Below are 22,938 nucleotides of genomic sequence, written 5' to 3' on the forward strand. Positions count from 1 at the left end.
GTGGCATCCTGAGGTCGACGCGTCAATTCGATATATGCCTCAGCCCTAGAGGAGGCGGATTATGTCCCGTGTTCAACTCGCCCTCAATGTTGATGATCTCGATGAGGCGATCACGTTCTACTCCAAGCTGTTCAACACCACTCCGGCGAAGGTGAAGCCGGGCTATGCCAACTTCGCCGTCACCGAGCCGCCGCTGAAGCTGGTGCTGCTGGAAAACCCCGGTAAGGGCGGCACCATCAACCACCTCGGCGTCGAGGTGGAGTCCAGGGAAGCCGTCCATGCCGAGATCGCCCGGCTGACCGGCGAGGGGCTGTTCACCGACGAGGAGATCGGCACCACCTGTTGCTTCGCCACCCAGGACAAGGTCTGGGTGACCGGCCCGGCCGGGGAGAAATGGGAGGTCTACACCGTGCTGGCCGACTCCGACACATTCGGCGCCAGCCCACAGCACCTCGACGAATCCAGTGAGGGTGACGGTGATGTGTGCTGCGGCGGCGCATCCAAGGAGTCAGATCAAGCCGCAGCATCCTGCTGCTAGCCGACCGTTCGCGACCTGCCGCGGCCGTGGCCACACGGGCCGCGGTAGGCGCATGATCGGGGCATGGACCGCGACGCCATCGCTGCCGATCTGGAGCGCGCGCGTGTCACGTTTCACCAGCTACTGGCGGCCGCCGGTCCCGACGACTGGGGCGCCCCGACGCGCGGAACCCGTTGGACCAACGAGCAATTGCTGTTCCACATGGTGTTCGGCTACATGGTCGTGCAGCGACTGCTGCCCCTGGTGCGGGTGATGGGCCGACTGCCTGACCGCGTCAGCGTCACCTACGCCCGGGTGCTCAACGCCGCGACCACGCCGTTTCATCACGTCAACTACTACGGATCGTGTGCCGCCGCCCTGGTTTACAACCGGGTCAGGATGGGCGCCAAACTCGACCGGGTCATCGCCGCGCTGCAACAACGACTCGCCCGAGAAACCGACGACTCCCTGCGCCGCGGCATGCACTTCCCGCCGGGATGGGATCCGTTCTTCTCCGATTACATGACGCTCGAAGACGTCTACCGCTACCCAGGGCGCCATTTCGACTTCCACGCGGCCCAGCTCATCTTCACCTGACGTTCATTTGCCATCTGATTCGATAGCTGTCAATATCGATGTATGTCGAAGTCCCGGGAGATGTTGGCCGATCAAGTGTGTTGCCCTCCGGGCGCCCTGCTGCACGAACCCATATCGGCGGCGGTGGCGGCGGATATGGCGGTCAAGCTCAAGGCGCTGGCCGATCCGGTGCGGCTGCAGCTGTTCTCGGCGATCGCCAGCCACGCCGGCAGCGAGGCCTGCGTCTGTGACATCTCACCCGGGCTGGAAGTCTCCCAGCCGACCATCAGCCATCACCTCAAAGTGCTGCGGGACGCTGGATTGCTGACCTCGCAGCGCCGGGCGTCGTGGGTGTATTACGCCGTGGTGCCCGAAGCGCTGGCCAGCCTGGCCGTGCTCCTCGGCGCGACCACCGCCCACACCGTGGCGGGAGTATCGGCATGACCGACACCACCACATCCCCTCCAGCGGTCGTCGGCAAGCTCTCCACCCTCGACCGGTTCCTGCCCTTATGGATCGGCGCGGCCATGGTCGCAGGGCTGCTGCTGGGCCGCTGGATCCCCGGCCTGAACACCGCTCTGGAAAAGGTTCAGATCGACGGGATTTCGCTGCCGATCGCCCTGGGCCTGTTGATCATGATGTATCCGGTGCTGGCGAAAGTCCGCTACGACCGCCTCGACACCGTCACCGGCGACCGCAAACTCCTGCTCTCCTCACTGGTCCTGAACTGGGTGCTCGGACCCGCGCTGATGTTCGCACTCGCCTGGCTGCTACTGCCCGACCTGCCCGAATACCGCACCGGCCTGATCATCGTCGGACTGGCCCGCTGCATCGCCATGGTCATCATCTGGAACGACCTGGCCTGCGGAGACCGCGAAGCCGCCGCCGTCCTCGTCGCGCTCAACTCGATCTTCCAAGTCATCATGTTCGCCGTGCTGGGCTGGTTCTACTTGTCGGTGTTGCCCGGCTGGCTCGGCCTGGAACAAACCACCATCGACACCTCACCGTGGCAGATCGCCAAATCCGTACTCATCTTCCTCGGCATCCCGCTATTGGCCGGCTACCTGTCCCGCCGCATCGGCGAGAAAACCAAGGGCCGCGACTGGTATGAGGCCAAGTTCCTACCGACGATCGGCCCATGGGCCCTCTACGGTCTGCTGTTCACCATCGTGATTCTCTTTGCCCTGCAAGGCGATCAGATCACCCACCAACCCTGGGACGTCGCCCGCATCGCCCTACCTCTGTTGGCGTACTTCGCCGTCATGTGGGGCGGGGGCTACCTGCTCGGCACGCTGTTGGATCTGGGTTATGAGCGCACCACCACCCTGGCGTTCACCGCCGCCGGCAACAACTTCGAACTGGCCATCGCCGTGGCGATCGCCACCTACGGCGCCACCTCCGGCCAAGCGCTGGCCGGGGTCGTCGGCCCGCTCATCGAAGTCCCGGTCCTGGTCGGATTGGTCTACGTCTCGCTGGCGCTACGTAATCGGTTCAGCCACCACACCTCCCAACACCTGCCCACCGGCTCGACGACGAGAACGGAACCAGCCGATGACTGACAGCCCCGTCACCCACCAACTGCGCCACGACCTCTCCATCGACCAACAACTCGCCCTGAAAACCGCGGCGAGCCGTCTGCACGGCGAGTTCGACGGCACCTTCGGCACCGAAACCATCGAACGGTTCCTCTGCTCGTCCTACGACCAGTTCGCCGGCCGCGCCACCATTCCCAACTTCCTGCCGCTGCTGGCCGAACGGTTCGCCCGCCAGCGCCTCCACGCCCTGGCCCGGGTGGAAGGCAAGATCAGCGACGGCAAACCGACCGTCCTGTTCCTATGCACCCACAACGCCGGCCGCTCCCAGATGGCCCTCGGCTTCTTCACCCACCTGGCCGGCGACAACGCGATCGCCTGGTCCGGAGGGTCAGAACCCGGCAACGAGATCAACCCCGCCGCCATCGAGGCCATGCACGAAGTCGGGATCGACATCACCGGCGAATACCCCAAACCCTGGACCGACGAAATCGTGCAAGCCGCCGACGTCGTCATCACCATGGGCTGCGGCGACGCCTGCCCCATCTTCCCCGGAAAACGCTACGAAAACTGGGAACTCCCCGACCCCGCCGGCCAAGGCCTCGACGCGGTCCGCCCGATCCGCGACGACATCGAAGAACGCATCCACCGACTCCTGACCGATCTGAACGTGCCCATCACCCGCTAATCGCGAAAACCCAAGGAAAACACCGATATGGCCGACAGATCCGTGTTGTTCGTCTGCGTCAGTAACGCCGGCAAGTCGGTAATGGCCGCCGGGCTCATGCGGCAGATCGCCGGCCCGCACATCCGCGTGACCTCGGCGGGCACCCACGCCAAGGGTGCAGTCAACCAACAATCGGTGCAGGCATTGGCCGAAGTCGGCGTCGACATCAGCGACCATCAGCCCACCCAACTCACCGAGCAGATGCTCGACGAGGCCGATCTGGTCGTCATCGTCGGCACCCAAGCCCAACTCGAGGACCATCCCGGCACCACCATCCAACGGTGGGACACCGACGAACCCTCCCTGCGCGGCATCGACGGCATCGACCGCATGCGAATCATCCGCGACGACATCACCACGCGCGTCCAGGCCCTGGCCGCCAACTTGTCCACCGCGGCCGCACCACCCGCCGGCCAGTCAACACAATCCGACCGCCGAGACGGTTGAGGGCCACCCCGCTGCCGTTCGCCACCGATTGAGGGTTGCATTCCGTACCTAGGTACGGGTTTATCGTCGACGTATGGCCAGCGAGGAAACTACGGGTTGGGTGCCCGATTCGTGCTCGTTACCCACGGTTGATCGGCCGTTGCGGGTGGCCGAGTTCGACGGGCTATTCGGTCAATCGGTGCTGCGGTCGGTACGGGTGAGTGCCACACGGTTGGATCTTGTGCTGGCCGCCGACGCCGAGGCCGCTGCCCGCGACCTGGCGGCACGCGAAGTCGGCTGCTGCTCGTTTTTCCGCTTCGACTTCGACACGGCCGGTTCGGATGTGGTGATAAGCATCGGCGTTCCCCCGTCGCACACCGACGTGCTCGACGCCCTCGCACAGCGGATCGGTGACATGACGACGGGGCAGACGCGGTGAGCGACAGCGGATTGCGCAGCGGGCAGGTCGCGGCCGCAGCCGGGGTCAACACCGAGACGCTGCGCTACTACGAGCGACGCGGCCTGCTGCGCCAGCCGCAGCGATCACTGGGTGGACACCGCCTATACCCACCGGAAACCGTGACCATGATGCGGGTGATCAAGGCCGCGCAACGGTTGGGCTTCACCCTCGACGAAGTCGCCGACCTGTTGGCCGCCACCCGACTCGGTAGCCGCTCCGAGGCCGGACTACACACCCGGGCGGCCACCAAACTGGCCGAGGTCGACCAGAAGCTCGCCGAACTTACCGCCGTGCGCGACACGCTGCGTGCTGCGCTCGCCGCGGGCTGTGACGACCTCCTCGCCTGCGCCGAAAGCCCCTGCTGCCCACTACCATTCACCGCAGAACCCGACAACGAGACGAAAGGCGGCACCGGTGGCTGCTGCTGACGACCGCGCCCGCAAGGCGTGGTGGGCATCGATCGGCGTCGGGGCGCTGGCATGTGTGGGCTGCTGTGTGGTCGTGCCACTGCTGGCCGCGGCCGGCATCGCCGGCGGTGGCATGCTGCTCGTCGGTTCCCGGTGGCTAGAGCCACTCGGATTCGCGCTCATCGCCGTCGGAGTCGTCGGGGTGGTCGTGTCACAGATCCGCGCCTACCGCCGACGCGGAGCCGACACCTGCCAGTGCACTCGTCCGAACACGAACACCAGTTGCCGGTGCCGACGATCACAGCCGGCAGCGGCCCCAGTGCCCGGCCAGGTCTCCTAGGGTCATCACCATGGTGATCCGTTCAATCCTGTTGTTCGTGTTGGCCGCGGTCGCCGAAATCGGAGGCGCGTGGCTGATCTGGCAAGGTGTGCGCGAGCAACGCGGCTGGCTATGGGCCGGGCTCGGCGTCATCGCACTCGGAATCTACGGGTTTGTCGCCACCCTGCAGCCGGATGCGCATTTCGGCCGGATCCTGGCCGCCTACGGCGGCGTGTTCGTCGCCGGCTCACTGGCCTGGGGCATGGCGCTGGACGGGTTTCGACCCGACCGCTGGGACATCATCGGCGCCCTGGTCTGCCTGGCCGGCGTCGCCGTGATCATGTACGGCCCACGCGCGCACTGACACTTCCCCAGGAGGGGCATGCTGTGATCGAGTTCCTGTCCTGCAGCACCGGCAATGTCGTCGGAATCCGGTTCAGCGGCAAGCTGAACCGGCAAACCTACCGCGACGTGCTCGGCCCACGAATCGACTCCCTTCTGGAGCAGTACACCACGTTGCGGGTGCTGATCCTGATCGACGAATCCTTTGAAGGCTGGACCCTTCCCGCGGCCTGGGCCAACACGATCTTCGACCTCAAACATCGACGTCACTTCGACAAGATCGCCATGCTGGGCGCCCCGAAATGGGAAGAATGGTGCGTCAAAATACCCGCGGCACTGCTCATCCGCGGTCAACTGAAGACGTTTCCACGCGATCAACTCGAACCCGCATGGGACTGGCTTCGCGCATAGCGCCCGCTGAGCGGTCAGGCCAGCGTCAGCCAGCAGCGCCACCACTGGTGGTGGGCCTATGTGTGCGTTGCAGCCGCCGTCGGCGCTTCGGTCGTGGCACCAGCGGCCAGTGGTGTGGTGCGTCCGGCGCGCACACCGTTGGCGATGACGACGATTTCGTGCACCGTGCCTATGTCAACCTAAATTGGCTCCGCCTGGGCGGTGTCAGTTGGCCCCGCCTGGAGGCGTGCAGAACTCGCGCGGGTTGAGCGAAGCTGGATGTATGCGTGTGGAGCTTCTCACGAGCCCGGGGTGTCCGAATGCGGCGGCGGCTCGGCGCTTGCTCGCCGAGTGTCTGTCTGAGGTGGGTATCGCTGACGATGTGGTGGTGGAAAGGGTCGGTGCATATCCATCGCCGACGGTGCTCGTTGATGGTGTGGATATCATGAAGCCGGGCACTGAGTTGGCAGCTGATGCATGCCGATTGGACCTTCCGACCAGGGATCGCGTGCTGGCGGCGCTGCGGAGTGCGACACCGTTGACCTGATCGATCCGGGGTTTCACCCCGTTGCTCGGCCGACCCCTCTTGGCTGTGACGTGATCCTGTTGCGCCCCGAGTTCAACTGGCTGTCGTGGTTTCCTGGGTGCGGGTGTGTGCCAGCCGGTGGGAGTCGGTTCCGGTTTCGATGATGGCGCCCCGGAGGGGTTTGGTGCGTCCGGCGCGGACCCCGTTGGCGATGACGACGATTTCGGCGAGTTCGTGCACGGCGACGACCGCGGCCAACCCCAGCATCCCGGTGAGGGCGAGCGGAATGAGTACCGTGATCAGGCCCAGTGAGAGGCCGACGTTTTGCAGCATGATGCGCCGGGCACGGCGGGCGTGGGCGAAGGCTTGGGTGAGGTGGCGCAGGTCTTCACCCATGAGGGCGACGTCGGCGGTTTCGATCGCCACGTCGGTGCCCATTGCGCCCATGGCGATGCCGAGGTCTGCGGTGGCCAGGGCGGGGGCGTCGTTGACGCCGTCACCGACCATGGCCGTCGAGGAATGTTGGCGCAGTTGACTAATCAGCGCGGCCTTGTCTTCGGGCCGCAGATCAGCATGCACCGTATCGATCCCCACCTGCTTGGCCAGGGCGGTCGCGGTCGCTTGGTTGTCACCGGTCAGCATCGCCACCTGATAACCCCCACGGCGTAACGCCTCGACGACCCGGGCGGCTTCGGGCCGTAGTTCGTCACGCACCGCGACCGCCCCAATGACCTGACCGTTGTCTTCGACCAGCACCGCGGTCGCCCCGGCGGCCTGCATCTTGGCGACCTGTTCGGCCAGCGGGCCGGGATCGAGCCAGCCGGGCCGACCGAGCCGCAACCGGCGGCCGTCGCGATACCCGGTGAGGCCGGCGCCGGTGACCGCCTCCACCTCCTCGGCGGGTCGGACCGGGCCCTCGGCGGCGGCGAGGATCGCTGCAGCCAGGGGGTGTTCGCTGCGGGCCTCCAACGCCGCCGCGACCTCCAGCACATGCTCGCGGGTGGCGCCGTTGGTGGTGGCGACGTCGATGACGGTGGGCTTGTTGGCAGTCAATGTGCCGGTCTTATCCAGCGCCACGGTGCGGACCGCGCCCAGGGCTTCCAGCGCCGCGCCGCCCTTGACCAGGACGCCGAGCTTGCTGGCCGCGCCGATCGCGGCGACCACGGTGACCGGCACCGAGATCGCCAGCGCGCATGGGGAGGCCGCCACCAGCACCACCAGGGCGCGTTCGATCCACACCAGCGGATCACCCAACACGCTGCCGATGGCCGCGATGAGGACGCCGGCGATCATGATCGTCGGGACCAGGGGTTTGGCGATGCGGTCGGCCAGGCGCTGGGCTTCGCCCTTGCGGGACTGCTCGGCCTCCACGATGGCCACAATGCGGGCCAGCGAGTTGTCGGCGGCGCTGCTGGTGACCTCGACCTCGAGCACCCCGGTGCCGTTGATCGACCCGGCGAACACCTCATCACCGGGCCCGGCCTCCACCGGCACGGATTCGCCGGTGATCGCCGAAACATCCAGCGCGGTACGGCCTGAGACGATGACCCCGTCGGTGGCGACGCGTTCACCGGGTTTGACCAGCATCCGGTCACCCACCCGCAATTCGCTTGGCGGGATGATGGTTTCGGCGCCGTCGCGCAGGACGGTGGCCTCATCGGGCACCAGCGACAACAGGGCGCGCAGGCCGCGGCGGGTGCGGGCCAGCGAGTATTCTTCGAGACCTTCGCTGATGGAGAACAGGAACGCCAGCATGGCGGCCTCGCCGACCTCGCCGAGGATCACTGCGCCGACCGCGGCGATCGTCATCAGCGTGCCGACCCCGATCTTGCCTTGGGTCAGCCGGCGCAGCGTCGAGGGCACGAACGTGTAGGCCCCGATCGCCAACGCCAGCGCATACAACCCGATTTCGACCGGGCGGGGCCCGCCGGCCCCGCCGACCACATACCCGGCCAGCAGCACCACACCCGCCACCGCGGCGGCGCGCAGTTCGGTGATCTCCCAGAGCCGTTCGGGTTCGTGCTCGTCGTCGCTACGTTCGTCGCTGCCGCAGCCACACGCCTCACTCATCGAGCAACCTTCTTCCGCTGATCGGGGAGGCCGTAGTTGGGGCACAACGCCACCGCGTTGCCGGTGGCCTCCAGCACCGCCTCGGCCGCGCGCAACATCTCCAGCAGCTCCGGGCGGGCCAGCCGATACACCGAGGCGCGGCCCTGCGGCCGGAAATCCACCAACCCGCAGTCACGCAGGCAGGCCAGATGCGCCGACACCGTCGACTGCGCCAACCCCAACTCGCCCGTCAGATCCACCACCCGGGCCTCACCACCCGCCAGGCGGCGCAGGATCGCCAACCGGGTCGCATCCGAGAGGCTGTGAAACAACGCCGTCGCCGCATCCACATTCCCGCACACCGCGGGATCGACCGAACCACTTTTCATCGCCACATAACGATGATAGCGTCCAATGCTATTGATCGGTCAACCTCGCCAACATCGATGCCATGCGATATAGCCGCCGATCCCACGAAAGAGGTATCTGAATGGCGCGCGCCAGCCGCATGTTGCTCACCGCGTTCGTCATCGCCGCGATGGCGATCGGTGCGCTGGTCTACCTGTCGGTGCGCGACCGTGACTCGACCGCCCCAGCGCAGTCCGATACCAGCGAGATCGGGCAGGTGGTGCGGGAGAACAGTCACCGGCTCAACTCGGTGCCTGAGAGCAAGGTGACGTTCGTGGAGTTTCTCGACTTCGAATGTGAGGGTTGCCGCGCGGTTTACCCGGAGATCGAAAAGTTGCGGGCTGAATACGGGGACCGGGTGAATTTCGTGATCCGCCACTTCCCGCTGCCAGCGCACGTCAACGCCGAGCGGGCCGCCCGGGCCGTGGAAGCCGCCGCCCAGCAGGGCCAGCTGGAGGCGGTGTATCGCAAAATGTATGACACCCAGGCTCAGTGGGGTGAAAAGCAAACCCCGGCCGATGACGTATTCCGTGGATTCGCAGCAGAACTCGGCCTGGATATGGCCGCTTTCGACGCGGCCTACGCCGATCCCGCCACGCTGGAGCGCATCCGGCTCGACATGGCCGACGGCCGGGCCTTGGGGGTGCAGGGCACGCCGACGTTTTTCCTCAACGGCACCCGCATCCAACCGCACAGCTATGAAGACCTCGCCAAGGCCCTTGATCAAGCGCTCGCCGAGAACTAACCGCGCCGTCCCACGTCCATCGGCTTTAACGCCCATCTCCACATCGGCACCTATCCCAGTCCCGGCCAGGAGGTTTCACCCATGCCCGCCACCGCGCTCATCTTCTACGTGATCTTTGCCGTCTTAGGGTTCGGCTGGCGCAGTTGGACCCAATACCGCCACACCGGATCCACCGGATTCCGCGGCATCCACGGTCGGCCCGGGTCGCTGCAATGGTTGGCCGGTGTCGGATTCATCGCCGCCATCCTCGCCGGGGCGGCCGCGCCCCTGCTGCAACTGCTCGACATCCTCACCCCGATGGCCGTGCTTGATGCGCCGTGGATCCAGACCACCGGCATAGTGCTGGCCGTCGCCGGGATCGCCGCCACCGTCCACGCCCAACGCGACATGGGCCCATCGTGGCGCATCGGAGTGGACCCCAGCGAAACAACCACATTGGTGCGCCACGGCGTGTTCGCGCTGGTACGCAACCCCATCTTCACCGCCATGCTGATCTTCGCCGCCGGCATCACCCTGATCACCCCAAACCCGCTTGCCCTGGCCGCCTTCGCCGTCTTGTGGGCCACGATCGAACTGCAGGTACGAGTGGTCGAAGAGCCCTACCTCAACACCATCCACGGCCAGGCCTACCGGGACTACTGTGGGGCTGTCGGCCGGTTCGTTCCCTACATCGGACGCCGCCTGACCGTCTGACCGCCGACGCGAGGTGAACCATGCCCACCGATGATCGCACCGCCCGCTGGAACCGGTACTGGGACAAGAAATCTCGCACCTATGACCGTGAGATCGGGTTCTTCGACCGCCACCTGTTCGGCGACTCCCGCCAATGGGTCTGCAGCCAAGCCACCGGCGACGTCCTGGAGGTCGCGATCGGCACCGGACTCAACCTTGCCTTCTACCCCGAGAACGTCACCCTGACCGGGATCGACTGGAGCCAGCAGATGCTCGACATCGCCCGCCAACGCGCCGCCGACCTCGGTCACCCCGCCACCCTGCAACAAGCCGACGCGCATCACCTGCCGTTCGACGATGCCAGCTTCGACACCGTCGTCTGCACCTTCGGGCTCTGCGCCATCCCCGACCACACCCAAGCCCTCACCGAAATGACCCGAGTCCTGCGCCCCGGCGGAAAACTCATCCTCGTCGACCACATCCGCAGCAGCACCGCCCCAGTCCGAGCCGTGCAGCGGGGCCTCGAACTATTCACCATTCCCCTCGGCGGCGAACACTTCCTACGTCGCCCCCTAGAGCACCTGCGGGCCGCGACCGACCTCGCGATCGACCATCGTGAGCGGTTCACACTCGGCCTCGTCGAACGCGTCGTCGCCCACAAAACCCCTGCCACCTGACCTGCCCTGCAGCCAAGGGGTCCGAGCGGGACACCATCACGAAAGCAGCCGCACATGACCGAATTCACCAGACGCGCCGCACTTGCCCTACTCAGTGGGGCAGGGGCGATCGCCGCACTGGGATACCTGTTGCGCACCAACAGTATTCGCATGCCCACCGGGAACGCCAACGGTCCCGGCATGATGGGCGGAGTCTCCGGCACCGACATGGATCGCTACATGACCATGTTCGCCCGCCACACCGAACTGCGCCGCACCGTGGAAAACATCCCCGGAGGCATCCGTACCACCACCGAATCCGACGCCCCCGATCTCGTCGCGCAACTGCACGCCCACGTCTCCTCGATGTATCAGCATCTCGACCAAGGCGCCGAAGTGAGCTGCATGAGTCAAAGCCTGCCCACCCTGTTCCGCCATGCAACCGACTACCAGCGGCGAATCACACTGACACCTAACGGAGTTATCGCCACCGAGACCTCCTCCGACCCCGAGCTCACCAACACCATCCGCGCCCACGCACACGAAGTCACCGGCTTCGTCACCGACGGCATGCCCGCCATGATGGGCCCGATGATGGGCGGCCGCGGAATGATGGGCTCCTGAATCGTCGCGTCAACCAGAACGCACCAACCAACCCCTAACCGGAAACACCAACAGCCTAACCTGTTTCCGATCAGGCCCGACTAGATCAGATCGCCTCAGCGGGAACAACAGTAAACATCAGAATCTGACCCCAGATAACTGCTCGAACCCTGCGCCCATCTTGTGAACACTGACCACGCACACATCTGCGCCCGCGTTCATCGCCCACGTCGGCAGATCTTCGTGGAACGGCAGGTGCGCGCCCCACGCCTCGTCGACGATCAACGGCTTACCGCGGGCGTGGCAGATCTCCGCGATGCGCTCCAGATCGGCACACGTGCCATACGGGCTGGGGCTCACCACAAGAGCACCCGCAGCGTCGGGATAACGCTGCCAGGCCTCTTCGACCTGCTCGGGCGACGGCGGATGCGAAAGGTGCCGCTCGGCGTCCCAACGCGGCGTGATCCAGCGTGGCACCACACCCGAGAAGATCAACCCGGCCACCACCGACTTGTGGCTGTCGCGGCTCAGCAGCAGGCTGCCGTCACCACCGGCGACCGCCATCATCGCGGCCTTGACCGACAGCGAGCTGCCGCACGTGGAGAACCACGCCACCTCCGCACCGACGGCCTCGGCCATGAGATCCTCCGCGCGTTTGAGGTACCCGCCTCTGCTGCGCCGGTCGTCGAGGCCACCGTTGGCGAGGACATCACTGCGGAACGGATCCCGGCCGAGCACGCGCAACACTCGTTCGTCGACGCCACGCCCCTGTCGGTGCCCCGGTGGAGTGAACCCGTACCGGTGGGACAGATGGTGGTCGTGCAGTGCGTCCAGCAGCGGCGCCTCGGATTGATCCATGGCCTTCATGGCTTGGGCATACCCGGCCGCAGGCGCTTCTATGCCGTTACCTGCCGCGGGTAAAAGGCCAGGCCAGACCGACGAGTGCGCACCCGACCGCCATCACCACGAACGCAGCTGGGAACGAGGCGCCCGCGGCGAGGGCACCGACCGCGAACGACCCGAGGCTCGTGCCCGCGTCGAAGCCGACGTTCCACACCACGCTCACCGCGCCGTGGGCACGTGTATCCGTGACTGCGTACGCCTCGACGAGCGTCAAGCTCTGCAGGGCCCCGTACGCGGTGCCGATCAGCAGCGCACCCGCGATGACGGCCGCACCGCTGTGCGGGATCCCGAATGCGATCAAGCCCAGGCCGCCCGCGGCCACGTACAGCATCGGCGCGATGAAGCGGCCCGCACCGTGCCGGTCGGCGATACCGCCGATCCGCCAGCGACTCAACGCCGACATCCCCGTCATGACCAACAACGCCGCGAAGCCCGTCGCCGGACCCGAGAACTGCGGCGTGAACGTGAGAATCGCGCCGCCGGACGCGGTCACGACCACCAAGGCACCGATCGTGATGACCAGGCCGCGGGTCGCGACGACGTGATCGCGAGGCCGGGTGGCGGGACGCGGGATCGGGCTCCCGAACATCAGCACGAGCGGCACCCCCAACAGCGGCGCACCCGCGAGCAGGAATACCAGGTCGAAGCTGACCTGCTCTGCGAGCCAGGGCGCCACTGGAACCAGCACGAACTGGGGTCCGGCGATCGCGAGACCGTACGCGCCGACCGCACGGCCGCGGTGCTCCTGCGGAACCAGGCCCGCGATGCCGTCGACACCGCACACCGTGAGAATGCCGAACCCGAACCCGCGCAACGCCGCCAGCAACAACACGGCCCACAAGGTTTCGGCGAACATGTGCACGAGAGCGGGCGCGCCCAGCAGCACGAGACCGATCGCCAACGTGACCGCCCAGCCGACGCGCCGCATCAGCCGGCCCACCAAGAGCTGCGCCACCACCGTGCACGCCATCAGGACCGCGTTGACCAGACCCGCTCCGAACGAATCGGTGCCCAGGCGCACGGCCCACATCGGCGCGGTCGGCAGCAGCAGCGCAAAGCCCGTGAAACCGAGGGCCGCCGACGCCAAGAGTGCGGGCATACCCGCGGTGCGCCACACATTCATCGGCGGAACACCACGCCCCCGCCGACGATGGTGGCCGCGACCAGCCCGGCGTCCAGTTCTGCCAGGACCGTGCCCGGCGGCGCCGACAGCACGCACAGGTCTCCCGGCTGTCCCGGCGCGATCCGCCGGGGCCGGGCTGGATGCACGGCGCCGCCGAGGAACAGCGTCAACGCGGTTCTCGGCAGGATCCGTTCAGCCGGCCCGAGCACGACACCCGACGGCGTGCGGCGGTGCACGGCCGCGCGCATCGCCGCCCAGGGGTCGCTGCGGCCGAACGGCGCGTCGGTCGACAACGCCACGGGCACGCCGGCTCGCAACAGCGACGCGACGCGCCACAACTGATCGTGTTCGTCGGCGGGCACATCGGTGCGGTACTCGTCGCCGCGTTCGGCGACGAAGTTCGGCTGGGTCACCACGGTCACGCCGAGGCCCACGAGGTCGGACAGGCAGTCGCCGGGAGCCATGGCCGCGTGCTCGATGCGGTCGCCGGGCGCGGTGCCCGCCGCGCGCAGCGCGGCCATGGTGACGACGAGCTGCGCGGTGGTCACACAGTGCACGGCGACGGAGCGCCCGGCGTGATGCCGGTCGGCGATCCATCTGGTGAGCGCATCGAGGTCGAGATCGTCGTCGTGCAGGATCTTCTTGCCGGACCCCAGCACATGCACGCGCTGACGCAGCCCGGTGATCGGGACGTCGCCGCCCGGAGTGGCGTCTGTGACACCGGTGACGCCGTAGCCACACAACAGGTCGCTGAAGGCGGCGAGCCGGGTTTGCCTGCGCGGCAACGTTTTCTGCCACAAAGGGTCCGCACTGCGCAACCGGCCGTCTGGGTGCTCCGGCCGGCCGATCGCCGCCAGCCCTGCTGAGTTGAGGGTCCACAGCACGCCGCTGCGGTCCTGCACGCGCACCGGGTGCGGTGGTGTCACGGCATCGAGCGTTTCGCGGTCGAGTGGGCCCGCCACGCTCTCGTGGTAACCGACCGCTCGGATCCACCCGTCGGCACCGGGCACCGCCGCGGTCAGGATGCGCGCCAGCTCTTCGCGGCCGTGGACCTCGGTTGCATGGATCCGCACCGAATCCTTCTCCGCTGCAGCGGAGTACAAATGCATATGGTGGTCATGCAGGCCCGGGATGACGGTGCCGAGCCCCGCGTCGAGCACATCTTCCCCGGGCTGCGCCGCGAGCGTGTCGGCGATCTGCTCGATGCGGTCTCCCACCCGGATGTCGACGACCGCGCCGTCCAGCATGGCTGCATGTTGGATCAGCATGTCGCTCTTCCGGATACCATGCGCCGCACGGTCTCGTTGTCGGCACCCAGCGCGGCGGCGGCCAGCGACGGGGAGACTGCAGTTGCCGTAATCGGTTCTCCGCCAGGGCTTCCAGCGTACGTGGCGGCGACCGAGGCCATCACACATTCGATCAGTTCGGCGCCACCGCCCGCCAGGGATGCGGTGACCGCTCGGGCGGCCTCGAGGCCCGTGAGCGGGTCGGCGATCGCGTCACCGACGAAAACCGGTGCACCGTCGTGATATCCGACCAATCCCCCGGACACCGCCGCATCGTCGCCGAACGCCACCCAGTCGGCATGCTGGTCGGCACCGTGGCCGGTGATGCGCAGCCACACGCGGCCGGGCCGCGTCGCTGTTTCGGGTCCGAGCCCGCGGCGGGCCAGGGCGCCCGGCCGTGACGACTCGATCACCACGTCGGCCACGGACAGCAGCTGTGCGAGCCCGGCATCATCGAAAGTCACCGCATACGACAGCTTTCCGCTGTTCATCCAGTCGAAGAATGCGCGCGGGCCGGCCCGGGTGCCGTCGGGCCTGGCCGGGTGTTCGACCTTCACCACGGTGGCACCGGCCTGCGCCAGCAGCTGAGCGCACAGCGGACCGGCCCACATCGAGGACAGATCCGCGACGAGCAGGTCCGCGATCGGCCGGGCCCGGCGGCCCCCGGCCAGTGGGCGGATACGCGGCGGCGCCGCGGGTGTTTCGGCCAAGATCGCGGCAGGCATGCCCAGCAGTCGCGCGCGCTCGACCAGTTCTGCGACGCTGTGCTCGCGGGTCCACGCCTCGACGGCCGGCCAGGGGTCAGGCGTCACGGTGTCGCTGTGCAACAAGGCCGGCACCGCGGCGATGTCGTCGGGCCGCGACAACGTCAGGGCGCCCCAGCCGTCGTCTCCCGCCAGCAGTCGCGTCGCACCGCCCGCGGACACCCGCCGCCGCGGCGCGATGCCGAGCAGCGCGGCGCGGCCGGTGAGTATCTCGGCGGCGTCGACCCTGACCCCGGTGTGTGCGGTGAATCCGTCGGCCACCTGTTGCGCGCGCGTGAGTACGCCCGCGGTGATCCCCAACGAACCCATCGGTTCATTGTGCTGTGCGGCCAGGGCGGTCAGAACTGCAGGGCACTGAACCGCCAGTCGAGCACCTGGCGATCCGCGCCGCCATCGGGCCCGCCCGCGGCATAGACCGACGATCGCAGGTTGAGCACGCCGCCGTCGGCCCGCGGCTCGACCGATTCGATGTGCAGTTCGCTGTAGACCGTGTCGTTCTCGTGCACCGGGCCGGTGTGGTCACACGATTCCCAGCGCAACACCGTGATCAGGTTGGGCAGCAGGCGGCTCGCCTGCGCGAGGGCCAGGCCGATGGTGTGCCCGCCATACACCAGACGCTGGCCACCGGAGCGCCAGTCATGGTGCGTGGCCGCGATGTTCAGGGTGAGTCGGGCCAGCTCGGGCGCACCGCTGACCACATCGGCCGTACTGCGCAGCACCGTGCCGGTCACACCGGGGTCGAAGTACGGCCCGGGTACGCGGGCTCGGAATGCGCCGGCGTTCCAGCCCGTGGTGGGGTCCGGCGCGGGGGCGGCGCCGATCGCAGACAGGTCGTCGGCGTGCCCGGTCTCGATGTCACCCGACAGCGGGAGCATCGCACAGCGGTAGAAATCGAGCACCGGACGGTCCCGCTGGTCAACGGTTGTCATGCGCAATGCCGCGAGCCCGGTCGGGGCCCTCCCGGGCCTGGTTGAATTCTGTTTCAATCCAACGACTTCGGTACGGGTGTACAGGGTGTCGCCGATCACCGGATAGCGGTGGAAGGCCAGCCCACGGTAGAACAGGTTGGCCTTGACCCGCTGGGTCACCAACGTGCTCTGCCCGATCGCCACATCGCACACCAACCCCGGATGGGCCAGGGCGCCCGGAGCACCGGTGACCGCGCTCGCGAGCTCGGCGTCCAGTGCCAGCCGGAGCCGATCGCCCAGGATCGACTGATGAACCGCCGCGGCGCCGTCGGTCAGCGTCATCGACGGGGCGGAATCGAAGACCTGTCCGACCTGCAGGTCGTCGAAGAATGGGCCACCAGACACACTTGGCACTGTAAACCGGTCGGCTAGATCGTGGTCGTCTCGTCGACCAGGCCCCAGGCCAGTGCCGTCGCCGCATCGATCGGCTGCCCCGAGAGCACCAGGTAGGCCGTGCGCCACCGGCCGATGCGGCGCGTGACGCTCACGGTGCCGCCCGCACCGGGGATCAAGCCCAAAGCCAACTCCGGGAGTCCGAGGGTGGCGTGCGGATCGCACCGGATGCGCCCGCAGTAGGCGGCCATCTCCAACCCGCTGCCGAGCACCTGGCCGTGTACGTCGGCCCGGCACCGCAGGCCCAGCCGAGCGGTCAGCTCGTCGAGCATCAAGGCCGGGCTGTGCCGGGTGCGGGCCAGGTGTGCACTGGCCGGGTCGTCGAATGTGCCGAACTCGGCGAGATCGCCTCCGCTGCAGAAAGATCTGCCGTTGCCGCTCAGCACCACCTCGTCGACCGACGGGTCCAACCGGGCCACCTCGAGGGCTTCCAGCAGTGCCGCACGGGCGTCGGTGGAGAACGCGTTGTGCCGTTGGGGGCGGTTAAACCGGACGTAGAGCGTGTTGCCGTCGCGTTCGGCCTGAACGGGTTCGGGAAGGCGCGGCGCGACGGCGGGCCCGCGTTCGGCGAGCCACCGCGCGAATTCGGGACCGGCCTGCAGCGTGGAGTACGCGAGGGATTCGGTGATGACTCCCGGCCTGGTCGGTCCTGCCGGATCGACGCTGCGCAGCACGTCGTCACACACCGCGGCGGCCTGCGGCCAACTGGTGCAGCGCGCGGTGAGGTCTGCGAGGGCTGTGGAGATCGAAGGCACCGTGACCTTGCGGCGGTCGCCGGTGGGGGCTTCGGTCAGGGTGAACGTCGCGTCGTCATCGGCGTTTTCGACGGCGACGCGGATGCCGGCCGGTAACTCGTGAACCGTCACGAGTACTTGTTTATCAGCTCCTGCTTGAACAGCTTGCCGGTATCGGTGCGGGGCAGCTGGGCCTCGAACGAGATCGACCGGGGGCACTTGTAGTGCGACAGCCGGTCGCGCAACCATGCCAGCAGTTCCTCGGCGAACTCCGGCGTGGCGTCGGCTGGGTCGACGGTCTGCACCACACCTTTGACGGCCTGACCCATCTCGTCGTCGGGGACACCGAACACCGCGGCGTCCATGACCTTCGGATGGACCACGAGCATGTTCTCGGCTTCCTGCGGATAGATGTTCACCCCACCCGAGATGATCATGTGGTGGCGCCGGTCGGTGAGGTACAGGTAGCCGTCGTCGTCGAGATAGCCGATGTCCCCCACCGTTTTCCAGCCGTGTGAATCGCGGGACGACTTGGTTTTCTCGGCATCGTTGAGGTATTCGAAATCGGCACCGCCCTCGAAGAAGATCTCCCCGGCCCGGCCTGCGGGCAGCTCGTTGCCGTCCTCGTCGAGGATGTGCACGATGCCGGTCATCGCCCGGCCGACCGAACCGGGGTGCGTGAGCCATTCTTCGGCGGTGATCAGGGTCGCGCCGATGGCCTCGGACGACGCGTAGTACTCGTCGACGATCGGCCCCCACCAGTCGATCATCTGCTTCTTGATCTCCACGGGACAGGGTGCGGCGGCGTGCATGACCCGCTGCAGGCTCGACACGTCGTACGAAATGCGCACGTCCTCAGGGAGTTTGAGCAAGCGCGTGAACATCACCGGGACGAACTGGCCGTGGGTCACCTTGTGCTTCTGGATCGCTTCGAGGCAGCCTTCTGCGTCGAACTTCTCCAGCACCACGGTCGTGATGCCCGCGGCCTGCGTCTGCATCGACCACACCGACGGCGCCGTGTGGTAGAGCGGTGCGGGGCTGAGATAGACCGAGTCGGGCTGCATCCAGAAGCCGACCAGGGCAGCCATCAGGCCGGGGTGCTCGGCCGGAGGAACGTGTGGGAGTTCGCGTTTGATGCCCTTGGGCCGGCCCGTGGTACCCGACGAATACTGCAGCAGATCGCCCTCGATCTCGTCGTCGATGGGGGTATCCGGTTGCTCCGCAACGACTTCCGGGTACCGCAGCCAGCCGTCCAGCTCGCCGTCGGCGATCAGCAGGATATCGGGTAGTCCATTGGGCAGTTCCTTGTCGAGCCCGGTCAAGACATCCTTGAGCGCGGCCGAGCCGACGATCGCCTTGGCGCCGCTGTTGTCGACGATGTAGGCGGCTTCGGCGGCGGTGAGGTGCGTGTTGATCGGCACGTAGTAGAGGCCGCTGCGGCGCGCGGCCCACATCACGGCATGGATGTGCTCGTTGTTCTCCATGAGGATCGCGACGACATCGCCCTCGCGCAGCCCGCGATCACGGAAGTAATGCGCCAGCCGGTTCGCCCGCGCCTCGAGCTCGTCGAACGTCACGACGGTGCCCGACGGGTGGAGGATGATCGCCGGCTTGGTCCCATTGTTCTCGGGGCCGACGTGCTCGCGGATCTGCATGAAGGCACTGTAACCGGCGCCACTTGACAGGTGTCAAGTGGCGCCGGTTTCTCGCCGCCCACGCACCCGGAGTCAGTCTGCGCCGACACCGCGCAGCAGCAACATCAGGCCTGCGCTGGCATCGTCGAGCGGCTGCAGCGAACGCGCGCTCCGGCATTGGATGATGGCGCCTTCGAGCGAGCTGACGATGAAGCTGCCGAGCGTGCTGGCCGTCGCGGGATCTACGCCCTTCGATGTGATCGATTCCGCGATCACTCGTGCCCAGTCAGCAAACACTTGCGCCGACGCGTCACGCACCGCGAGCGCGTCCGGTCCGGCTTGCGCGGCCGCCATGATGGGGCATCCGGCAGCGAATGAGCTCTCGGTGAGGCTCTGTTTCCACCCGGCCACGAACGCCTGTATCACGTCTTCCGCAGGCAGCGAGCGGGTCAACTCCTCGATCTTGGCGGTGATCATGCGCCCTGCGTCGAGTGTCGCCTGTGCCATCAGCTCAGTCTTTCCGGCGGGAAAATGCTGGTAGATGGATCCGCGAGCGGTGCGGCTGTGCTCGAGCAACTCGGTGAGGCCCGTGGCGTGCACGCCCTGCTCACGCATGAGTTGAATGGCGCTGCGAATCAGCCGTTCTCGCGGGCCTGCCATCTCCACCCACACTCCACATCACCACATAGACCGGTTGGTCCATCCTACTCGAGCTCCCATAGACTGATTGGTCTATGCTGCCGGAATGCATGATCTTGCGATCTTCGGCAAACTCGCGCGCACCTGTGCGAAACATGCGTGGTGGGTGCTCGGGCTGTGGCTGGTGCTCGCCGGCGCGCTCAACCTGGCAGTTCCGCAACTCGAACGCACGGTGGCCGAGCACTCGGCGCCCTTCACCCCCGAGAGTCCGACCACCGAAACCCTGCGGCAGATGTCGCGCGACTTCGGTGTCCCCGACACCACCGCGATCGGCAGCATCGTGGTGTCGAGCGACCGTGAACTCGGGCCTGCCGATTCGGCGTACTACCGCGATCTGGTAGCCCGCCTGGTGGCCGACCACGACGACGTCGCCTACGTGCTCGACACCTATGGCACACCGGGGTTGGAAAGCCTCGGCATGAGCCCGGACGGCAAGGCCATCCACCTCATCGTGGCGACCACGGGAGATGTCGGATCGACCCGTGCACACCGGTCGACCGAGAACGTGCGCGCCGCCGTCGAGGCACTGCCGCGCCCGCCGGGCGTGGACGTCCACTTCACCGGTGCCGCGCCGACGCTGTCGGATCTGTTCTCCGCGATCGACACCTCACTGGCCATCATCACCGTGGTCTCGGTCGTGCTGATCACGCTTTTGCTGCTGGCCGTGTACCGCTCGTTGCTGACCGCGATGATCCCGCTGCTCACCGTCGGCATCTCACTGGGTGTCGCACGTCCGGTCGTCTCGTGGCTGGGCGGTCACGAGCTGCTGTCGGTCTCGAACTTCACGATCGCCCTGGTGACCGCCATGGTGCTCGGCGCGGGCACCGACTACGGCATCTTCCTGCTCGCGAACTACCACGAGGGCCGGCGCCGCGGAAAGTCCGTCGACGACTCGGTCACGCGGTCCGGCGCGCACACTGCGGGAATCGTGATCGCGTCGGCGTTGACCATCGCCGGAGCGGGAATGGCCATGGTATTCACCAAGATCGGGATGTTCCGTACCGCTGGCCCACCGATCGCACTGGCGATCGGGATCACCATGGCGGTGAGTCTCACGCTCACGCCCGCGATCATGGCACTGTGGGGCCGGCGTGGCTATGCCGAGCCACGTCCGCTCGACGAGCGGCGGTGGCGCAGGCGCGGTGCGGCCATCGTGCGCCGCGCTCCCGCACTCGTCGCGGCATCGCTGGCATTCCTGCTGGCGACCAGCGCGGTGCTGTTCACGTTCCAACCGAACATCGACGAAAACGCCATGCAACTGCGGGCCACCGACAGCAAGCAGGGTTACGACGCCGTCTACCGGCACTGGGGCGTCAACGAGGCTGCGCCCGAATTCGTCACGATCCGAGCCGATCACGACATGCGCAACACCAACGACCTGGCCGCGCTGGATCTCATCGCGATGGCCATAGGCAACCTGCCGCAGGTCGCTTATGTCCGCTCGATCACCCGGCCCGACGGGAAACCGTTGCCCGAGACGGCAATCGGCTCACAGACCGCTCAGGTCGGCGCCGGCCTGGCCGATGCGCACGAGCGCGTCGAGCAGGCCATCCCACAACTCAGGCAACTCGCGGCCGGCGTCAACCAGCTTCACGACGGATCCGCGAACGCGTCCACCCGGCTGCCCGAGCTGGCCAGGGGCGCGCGTGAGCTCGTCGACCTCACCCGCAACCTGCTCGACACCCTGGAATCCGCGGACCGCGTCGCCAACACGCTGTCAGACGGCTCCCTCGACGTCGCGACCGTGGTCCGCACGATGTCGAGCACAACTGACGCGCTCACCCGGGCCGTCGACGAAATCAGCGCCACCCGCGACAAATTGGCTGCCCCGACTGCCGCGGTGCATGCGGTATTCGACCCGCTCACCGCTGCCGAACCCGGGCCGGGCTGTGCCGCGGACTGCATGCGGGCCAGGCAGGCGTTCGCCGACCTCGATGCGGCCACCGGTGGACGCGCATTGCTCGCGATCAACGGGCTCACGCTCGCAGCGCCGCTGGTTCCCGAACGCCCCGTCGCCACCGCGCTGGACGCCCTGCCGGATCTGCGGGCCGGCATCAAAGGGCTGCGAGCTATGCTCGACCAGCTCGGCACCCGCACCCCGGAACAGACGCGGCGGCAGCTCACCCGGCTGACGGCCGGAATCACCGAACTGACAACGGGTCTCGCTCAGCTCACCACAGGTCTGGGCCAGGTCAAGACCGGCACCGACACCATGGTGGCGCTGACCACCGAGCTCAGCGCGGGGCTCGACCGGGCCCAGGACTTCCTGCGCCGGCTGTCGGCCGACACCTCGGGCGGCGCGGGCCGGGGGTTCTATCTGCCCGAGGAGGGGCGCACCGACCCCAGGTTCACTGCCGGTCAGCGGCTGCTCATCTCACCGGACGGCCGCAGCGCGCGCATGATGGTGGTGTGGGCGGTGAACCCGTACGGTGCCGAGGCGATGGGCGCGGTGCCCGACGTCATCGCCGCCGCTGACAATGCCGCGACCGGGACCGTGTTGGAACACGCCACCATCTCCTCGACCGGCCTGGCCTCACTGTCCCAGCGTCATCTCGACCAAACCTGGCACGATTTCGCGCTTTTCGGTGTCGTGGCGGTGGTGGCCGTGCTGCTCGTGCTGATCGTGATGCTGCGCAGCCTGGTCGCGCCCGTGCTGATGATCGCCGCCGTGGTGTTGTCGTTCGGTGCCGCGGCGGGCATGTCCACCCTGATCTGGCAGCACATCATCGGCATCAGTCTGGATTGGTCGGTGTTCCCGGTGTCGTTCATGGCGCTGGTCGCGGTCGGCGCCGACTACAGCATGCTGTTCGCGGCGCGCATCCGGGAGGAGTCGCACAGCGGGGTGATCAGCGGCATCATCCGGGGGTTCGGCAGTACCGGCAGCGTGATCACCACGGCGGGTGTCGTTTTCGCGATCACGATGTTCGCGCTCACCAGTGGGACGGTGCTCAACCTCGTGCAGATCGGTTCCACGATCGGCATCGGCCTGCTGCTCGACATCACCGTGGTGCGTACCTATCTGGTGCCTGCCGCGATGAGCCTGCTGGGGAACCGGATGTGGTGGCCGGCCCACTGACCC

The 22,938-nt window shown here is 67.2% G+C and carries 25 protein-coding genes and 1 pseudogene; 16 read left to right on the forward strand and 10 right to left on the reverse strand.

What is annotated here, in order from left to right; all coding sequences use genetic code 11:
• The first annotated feature begins 61 nt into the window (after positions 1 to 61).
• The 11 genes from G6N67_RS09630 (at position 62) to G6N67_RS09680 (ending at position 5,717) form a co-directional block, all read left to right on the forward strand.
• Positions 62 to 538, forward strand: a complete 477-nt coding sequence (locus tag G6N67_RS09630; RefSeq protein WP_036432603.1) for an ArsI/CadI family heavy metal resistance metalloenzyme — start codon at positions 62 to 64, stop codon at positions 536 to 538.
• A gap of 63 nt (positions 539 to 601) precedes the next feature.
• Complete coding sequence (locus tag G6N67_RS09635) at positions 602 to 1,114, forward strand: DinB family protein (protein ID WP_036432600.1); 513 nt, start codon at positions 602 to 604, stop codon at positions 1,112 to 1,114.
• Between the two features lie 42 nt (positions 1,115 to 1,156).
• Positions 1,157 to 1,537: an ArsR/SmtB family transcription factor gene (locus tag G6N67_RS09640; RefSeq protein ID WP_036432596.1), complete on the forward strand. Its 381-nt coding sequence runs from the start codon at positions 1,157 to 1,159 to the stop codon at positions 1,535 to 1,537.
• Positions 1,534 to 2,652 (forward strand): ACR3 family arsenite efflux transporter, encoded by a 1,119-nt coding sequence (gene arsB / locus G6N67_RS09645; RefSeq protein ID WP_036432593.1) that lies wholly within the window; start codon positions 1,534 to 1,536, stop codon positions 2,650 to 2,652. The genes G6N67_RS09640 and arsB overlap by 4 nt, the downstream gene beginning before the upstream one ends.
• A complete protein-coding gene (locus G6N67_RS09650; protein ID WP_036432590.1) occupies positions 2,645 to 3,313 on the forward strand; it encodes an arsenate reductase ArsC in 669 nt (222 codons plus the stop codon). The genes arsB and G6N67_RS09650 overlap by 8 nt, the downstream gene beginning before the upstream one ends.
• Before the next feature lie 27 nt (positions 3,314 to 3,340).
• Complete coding sequence (locus G6N67_RS09655; protein ID WP_036432587.1) at positions 3,341 to 3,799, forward strand: arsenate-mycothiol transferase ArsC; 459 nt, start codon at positions 3,341 to 3,343, stop codon at positions 3,797 to 3,799.
• A 73-nt stretch (positions 3,800 to 3,872) separates the two neighbouring features.
• The gene (locus G6N67_RS09660; RefSeq protein ID WP_036432584.1) at positions 3,873 to 4,217 is read left to right on the forward strand and encodes a hypothetical protein; all 345 of its coding nucleotides are present in this window, start codon (positions 3,873 to 3,875) and stop codon (positions 4,215 to 4,217) included.
• On the forward strand, positions 4,214 to 4,666 hold the full coding sequence (locus G6N67_RS09665; RefSeq protein ID WP_036432581.1) for a MerR family transcriptional regulator: 453 nt from the start codon (positions 4,214 to 4,216) through the stop codon (positions 4,664 to 4,666). The genes G6N67_RS09660 and G6N67_RS09665 overlap by 4 nt, the downstream gene beginning before the upstream one ends.
• On the forward strand, positions 4,653 to 4,985 hold the full coding sequence (locus G6N67_RS09670; protein ID WP_036432580.1) for a hypothetical protein: 333 nt from the start codon (positions 4,653 to 4,655) through the stop codon (positions 4,983 to 4,985). The genes G6N67_RS09665 and G6N67_RS09670 overlap by 14 nt, the downstream gene beginning before the upstream one ends.
• Positions 4,986 to 4,995: 10 nt before the next feature.
• Positions 4,996 to 5,328, forward strand: a complete 333-nt coding sequence (locus G6N67_RS09675) for a YnfA family protein (protein WP_036432578.1) — start codon at positions 4,996 to 4,998, stop codon at positions 5,326 to 5,328.
• Positions 5,329 to 5,351: 23 nt separating this feature from the next.
• A complete protein-coding gene (locus G6N67_RS09680; protein WP_036432576.1) occupies positions 5,352 to 5,717 on the forward strand; it encodes a SpoIIAA family protein in 366 nt (121 codons plus the stop codon).
• Positions 5,718 to 6,315: 598 nt separating this feature from the next.
• Here the strand turns inward: G6N67_RS09680 and G6N67_RS09685 are convergent.
• Complete coding sequence (locus G6N67_RS09685; RefSeq protein ID WP_036432573.1) at positions 6,316 to 8,292, reverse strand: heavy metal translocating P-type ATPase; 1,977 nt, start codon at positions 8,290 to 8,292, stop codon at positions 6,316 to 6,318.
• Positions 8,289 to 8,660 carry an ArsR/SmtB family transcription factor gene (locus G6N67_RS09690; RefSeq protein ID WP_047036712.1) on the reverse strand — a complete coding sequence of 124 codons (372 nt, stop codon included), beginning with the start codon at positions 8,658 to 8,660 and terminating at the stop codon, positions 8,289 to 8,291. The genes G6N67_RS09685 and G6N67_RS09690 overlap by 4 nt, the downstream gene beginning before the upstream one ends.
• 101 nt (positions 8,661 to 8,761) lie before the next feature.
• Between G6N67_RS09690 and G6N67_RS09695 the strand changes: the two genes are divergently transcribed.
• From G6N67_RS09695 to G6N67_RS09710, 4 genes are all read left to right on the forward strand, one after another.
• The gene (locus tag G6N67_RS09695; protein WP_036432571.1) at positions 8,762 to 9,424 is read left to right on the forward strand and encodes a DsbA family protein; all 663 of its coding nucleotides are present in this window, start codon (positions 8,762 to 8,764) and stop codon (positions 9,422 to 9,424) included.
• An 81-nt stretch (positions 9,425 to 9,505) separates the two neighbouring features.
• Complete coding sequence (locus G6N67_RS09700; RefSeq protein WP_036432568.1) at positions 9,506 to 10,117, forward strand: methyltransferase family protein; 612 nt, start codon at positions 9,506 to 9,508, stop codon at positions 10,115 to 10,117.
• 20 nt (positions 10,118 to 10,137) lie between these two features.
• Positions 10,138 to 10,773: a class I SAM-dependent methyltransferase gene (locus G6N67_RS09705; protein ID WP_036432566.1), complete on the forward strand. Its 636-nt coding sequence runs from the start codon at positions 10,138 to 10,140 to the stop codon at positions 10,771 to 10,773.
• Positions 10,774 to 10,827: 54 nt separating this feature from the next.
• Positions 10,828 to 11,376, forward strand: a complete 549-nt coding sequence (locus G6N67_RS09710; RefSeq protein ID WP_036432564.1) for a hypothetical protein — start codon at positions 10,828 to 10,830, stop codon at positions 11,374 to 11,376.
• 138 nt (positions 11,377 to 11,514) lie between these two features.
• On the opposite strand, the pseudogene G6N67_RS09715 reads toward G6N67_RS09710, so the two are convergent.
• From G6N67_RS09715 to G6N67_RS09750, 8 genes and pseudogenes are all read right to left on the reverse strand, one after another.
• Positions 11,515 to 12,213, reverse strand: a pseudogene (locus tag G6N67_RS09715) (aminotransferase class I/II-fold pyridoxal phosphate-dependent enzyme); the annotation flags it as partial.
• A gap of 46 nt (positions 12,214 to 12,259) precedes the next feature.
• Positions 12,260 to 13,381, reverse strand: a complete 1,122-nt coding sequence (locus G6N67_RS09720) for an MFS transporter (protein ID WP_036432562.1) — start codon at positions 13,379 to 13,381, stop codon at positions 12,260 to 12,262.
• Positions 13,378 to 14,649, reverse strand: coding sequence for an amidohydrolase family protein (locus tag G6N67_RS09725; protein WP_036432558.1), 1,272 nt, complete (start codon positions 14,647 to 14,649; stop codon positions 13,378 to 13,380). Before G6N67_RS09725 ends, G6N67_RS09720 begins: the two co-directional genes overlap by 4 nt.
• A complete protein-coding gene (locus G6N67_RS09730) occupies positions 14,643 to 15,740 on the reverse strand; it encodes a CoA transferase (protein ID WP_036432556.1) in 1,098 nt (365 codons plus the stop codon). Before G6N67_RS09730 ends, G6N67_RS09725 begins: the two co-directional genes overlap by 7 nt.
• Before the next feature lie 29 nt (positions 15,741 to 15,769).
• The gene (locus G6N67_RS09735) at positions 15,770 to 16,681 is read right to left on the reverse strand and encodes a MaoC family dehydratase (RefSeq protein WP_230021388.1); all 912 of its coding nucleotides are present in this window, start codon (positions 16,679 to 16,681) and stop codon (positions 15,770 to 15,772) included.
• Positions 16,682 to 16,767: 86 nt separating this feature from the next.
• The gene (locus tag G6N67_RS09740) at positions 16,768 to 17,658 is read right to left on the reverse strand and encodes an enoyl-CoA hydratase/isomerase family protein (RefSeq protein ID WP_036432550.1); all 891 of its coding nucleotides are present in this window, start codon (positions 17,656 to 17,658) and stop codon (positions 16,768 to 16,770) included.
• The gene (fadD4, locus tag G6N67_RS39015) at positions 17,655 to 19,181 is read right to left on the reverse strand and encodes a fatty-acid--CoA ligase FadD4 (protein WP_036432547.1); all 1,527 of its coding nucleotides are present in this window, start codon (positions 19,179 to 19,181) and stop codon (positions 17,655 to 17,657) included. Before fadD4 ends, G6N67_RS09740 begins: the two co-directional genes overlap by 4 nt.
• Before the next feature lie 72 nt (positions 19,182 to 19,253).
• Entirely contained in the window at positions 19,254 to 19,820 is a 567-nt protein-coding gene (locus G6N67_RS09750; RefSeq protein WP_036435503.1) for a TetR/AcrR family transcriptional regulator, read from the reverse strand.
• 85 nt (positions 19,821 to 19,905) lie between these two features.
• On the opposite strand from G6N67_RS09750, the gene G6N67_RS09755 reads away from it, so the two are divergent.
• Positions 19,906 to 22,935 (forward strand): MMPL family transporter, encoded by a 3,030-nt coding sequence (locus G6N67_RS09755; RefSeq protein ID WP_036432544.1) that lies wholly within the window; start codon positions 19,906 to 19,908, stop codon positions 22,933 to 22,935.
• The last annotated feature ends 3 nt before the right edge of the window (positions 22,936 to 22,938 follow it).

Origin of the sequence: Mycolicibacterium mageritense, assembly GCF_010727475.1 — a bacterium.
Taxonomy (GTDB): Bacteria; Actinomycetota; Actinomycetes; order Mycobacteriales; family Mycobacteriaceae; genus Mycobacterium; species Mycobacterium mageritense.

Excerpts from the sequence above, each read along its gene's own strand:
- G6N67_RS09730 (WP_036432556.1), bottom strand. The coding sequence starts at position 15,740 with ATGGGTTCGTTGGGGATCACCGCGGGCGTACTCACGCGCGCGCAACAG.
- G6N67_RS09735 (WP_230021388.1), bottom strand. The coding sequence starts at position 16,681 with ATGACGCTGACCGACGGCGCCGCGGCGGTTCATCAGTCGATCCTGGGC.
- G6N67_RS09635 (WP_036432600.1), top strand. The coding sequence starts at position 602 with ATGGACCGCGACGCCATCGCTGCCGATCTGGAGCGCGCGCGTGTCACG.
- G6N67_RS09650 (WP_036432590.1), top strand. The coding sequence starts at position 2,645 with ATGACTGACAGCCCCGTCACCCACCAACTGCGCCACGACCTCTCCATC.
- G6N67_RS09690 (WP_047036712.1), bottom strand. The coding sequence starts at position 8,660 with ATGAAAAGTGGTTCGGTCGATCCCGCGGTGTGCGGGAATGTGGATGCG.
- G6N67_RS09705 (WP_036432566.1), top strand. The coding sequence starts at position 10,138 with ATGCCCACCGATGATCGCACCGCCCGCTGGAACCGGTACTGGGACAAG.
- G6N67_RS09750 (WP_036435503.1), bottom strand. The coding sequence starts at position 19,820 with ATGGCAGGCCCGCGAGAACGGCTGATTCGCAGCGCCATTCAACTCATG.
- G6N67_RS09685 (WP_036432573.1), bottom strand. The coding sequence starts at position 8,292 with ATGAGTGAGGCGTGTGGCTGCGGCAGCGACGAACGTAGCGACGACGAG.
- G6N67_RS09720 (WP_036432562.1), bottom strand. The coding sequence starts at position 13,381 with ATGAATGTGTGGCGCACCGCGGGTATGCCCGCACTCTTGGCGTCGGCG.
- arsB (WP_036432593.1), top strand. The coding sequence starts at position 1,534 with ATGACCGACACCACCACATCCCCTCCAGCGGTCGTCGGCAAGCTCTCC.
- fadD4 (WP_036432547.1), bottom strand. The coding sequence starts at position 19,181 with ATGCAGATCCGCGAGCACGTCGGCCCCGAGAACAATGGGACCAAGCCG.
- G6N67_RS09630 (WP_036432603.1), top strand. The coding sequence starts at position 62 with ATGTCCCGTGTTCAACTCGCCCTCAATGTTGATGATCTCGATGAGGCG.
- G6N67_RS09655 (WP_036432587.1), top strand. The coding sequence starts at position 3,341 with ATGGCCGACAGATCCGTGTTGTTCGTCTGCGTCAGTAACGCCGGCAAG.
- G6N67_RS09695 (WP_036432571.1), top strand. The coding sequence starts at position 8,762 with ATGGCGCGCGCCAGCCGCATGTTGCTCACCGCGTTCGTCATCGCCGCG.
- G6N67_RS09725 (WP_036432558.1), bottom strand. The coding sequence starts at position 14,649 with ATGCTGATCCAACATGCAGCCATGCTGGACGGCGCGGTCGTCGACATC.
- G6N67_RS09700 (WP_036432568.1), top strand. The coding sequence starts at position 9,506 with ATGCCCGCCACCGCGCTCATCTTCTACGTGATCTTTGCCGTCTTAGGG.
- G6N67_RS09660 (WP_036432584.1), top strand. The coding sequence starts at position 3,873 with ATGGCCAGCGAGGAAACTACGGGTTGGGTGCCCGATTCGTGCTCGTTA.
- G6N67_RS09675 (WP_036432578.1), top strand. The coding sequence starts at position 4,996 with ATGGTGATCCGTTCAATCCTGTTGTTCGTGTTGGCCGCGGTCGCCGAA.
- G6N67_RS09755 (WP_036432544.1), top strand. The coding sequence starts at position 19,906 with ATGCATGATCTTGCGATCTTCGGCAAACTCGCGCGCACCTGTGCGAAA.
- G6N67_RS09710 (WP_036432564.1), top strand. The coding sequence starts at position 10,828 with ATGACCGAATTCACCAGACGCGCCGCACTTGCCCTACTCAGTGGGGCA.
- G6N67_RS09640 (WP_036432596.1), top strand. The coding sequence starts at position 1,157 with ATGTCGAAGTCCCGGGAGATGTTGGCCGATCAAGTGTGTTGCCCTCCG.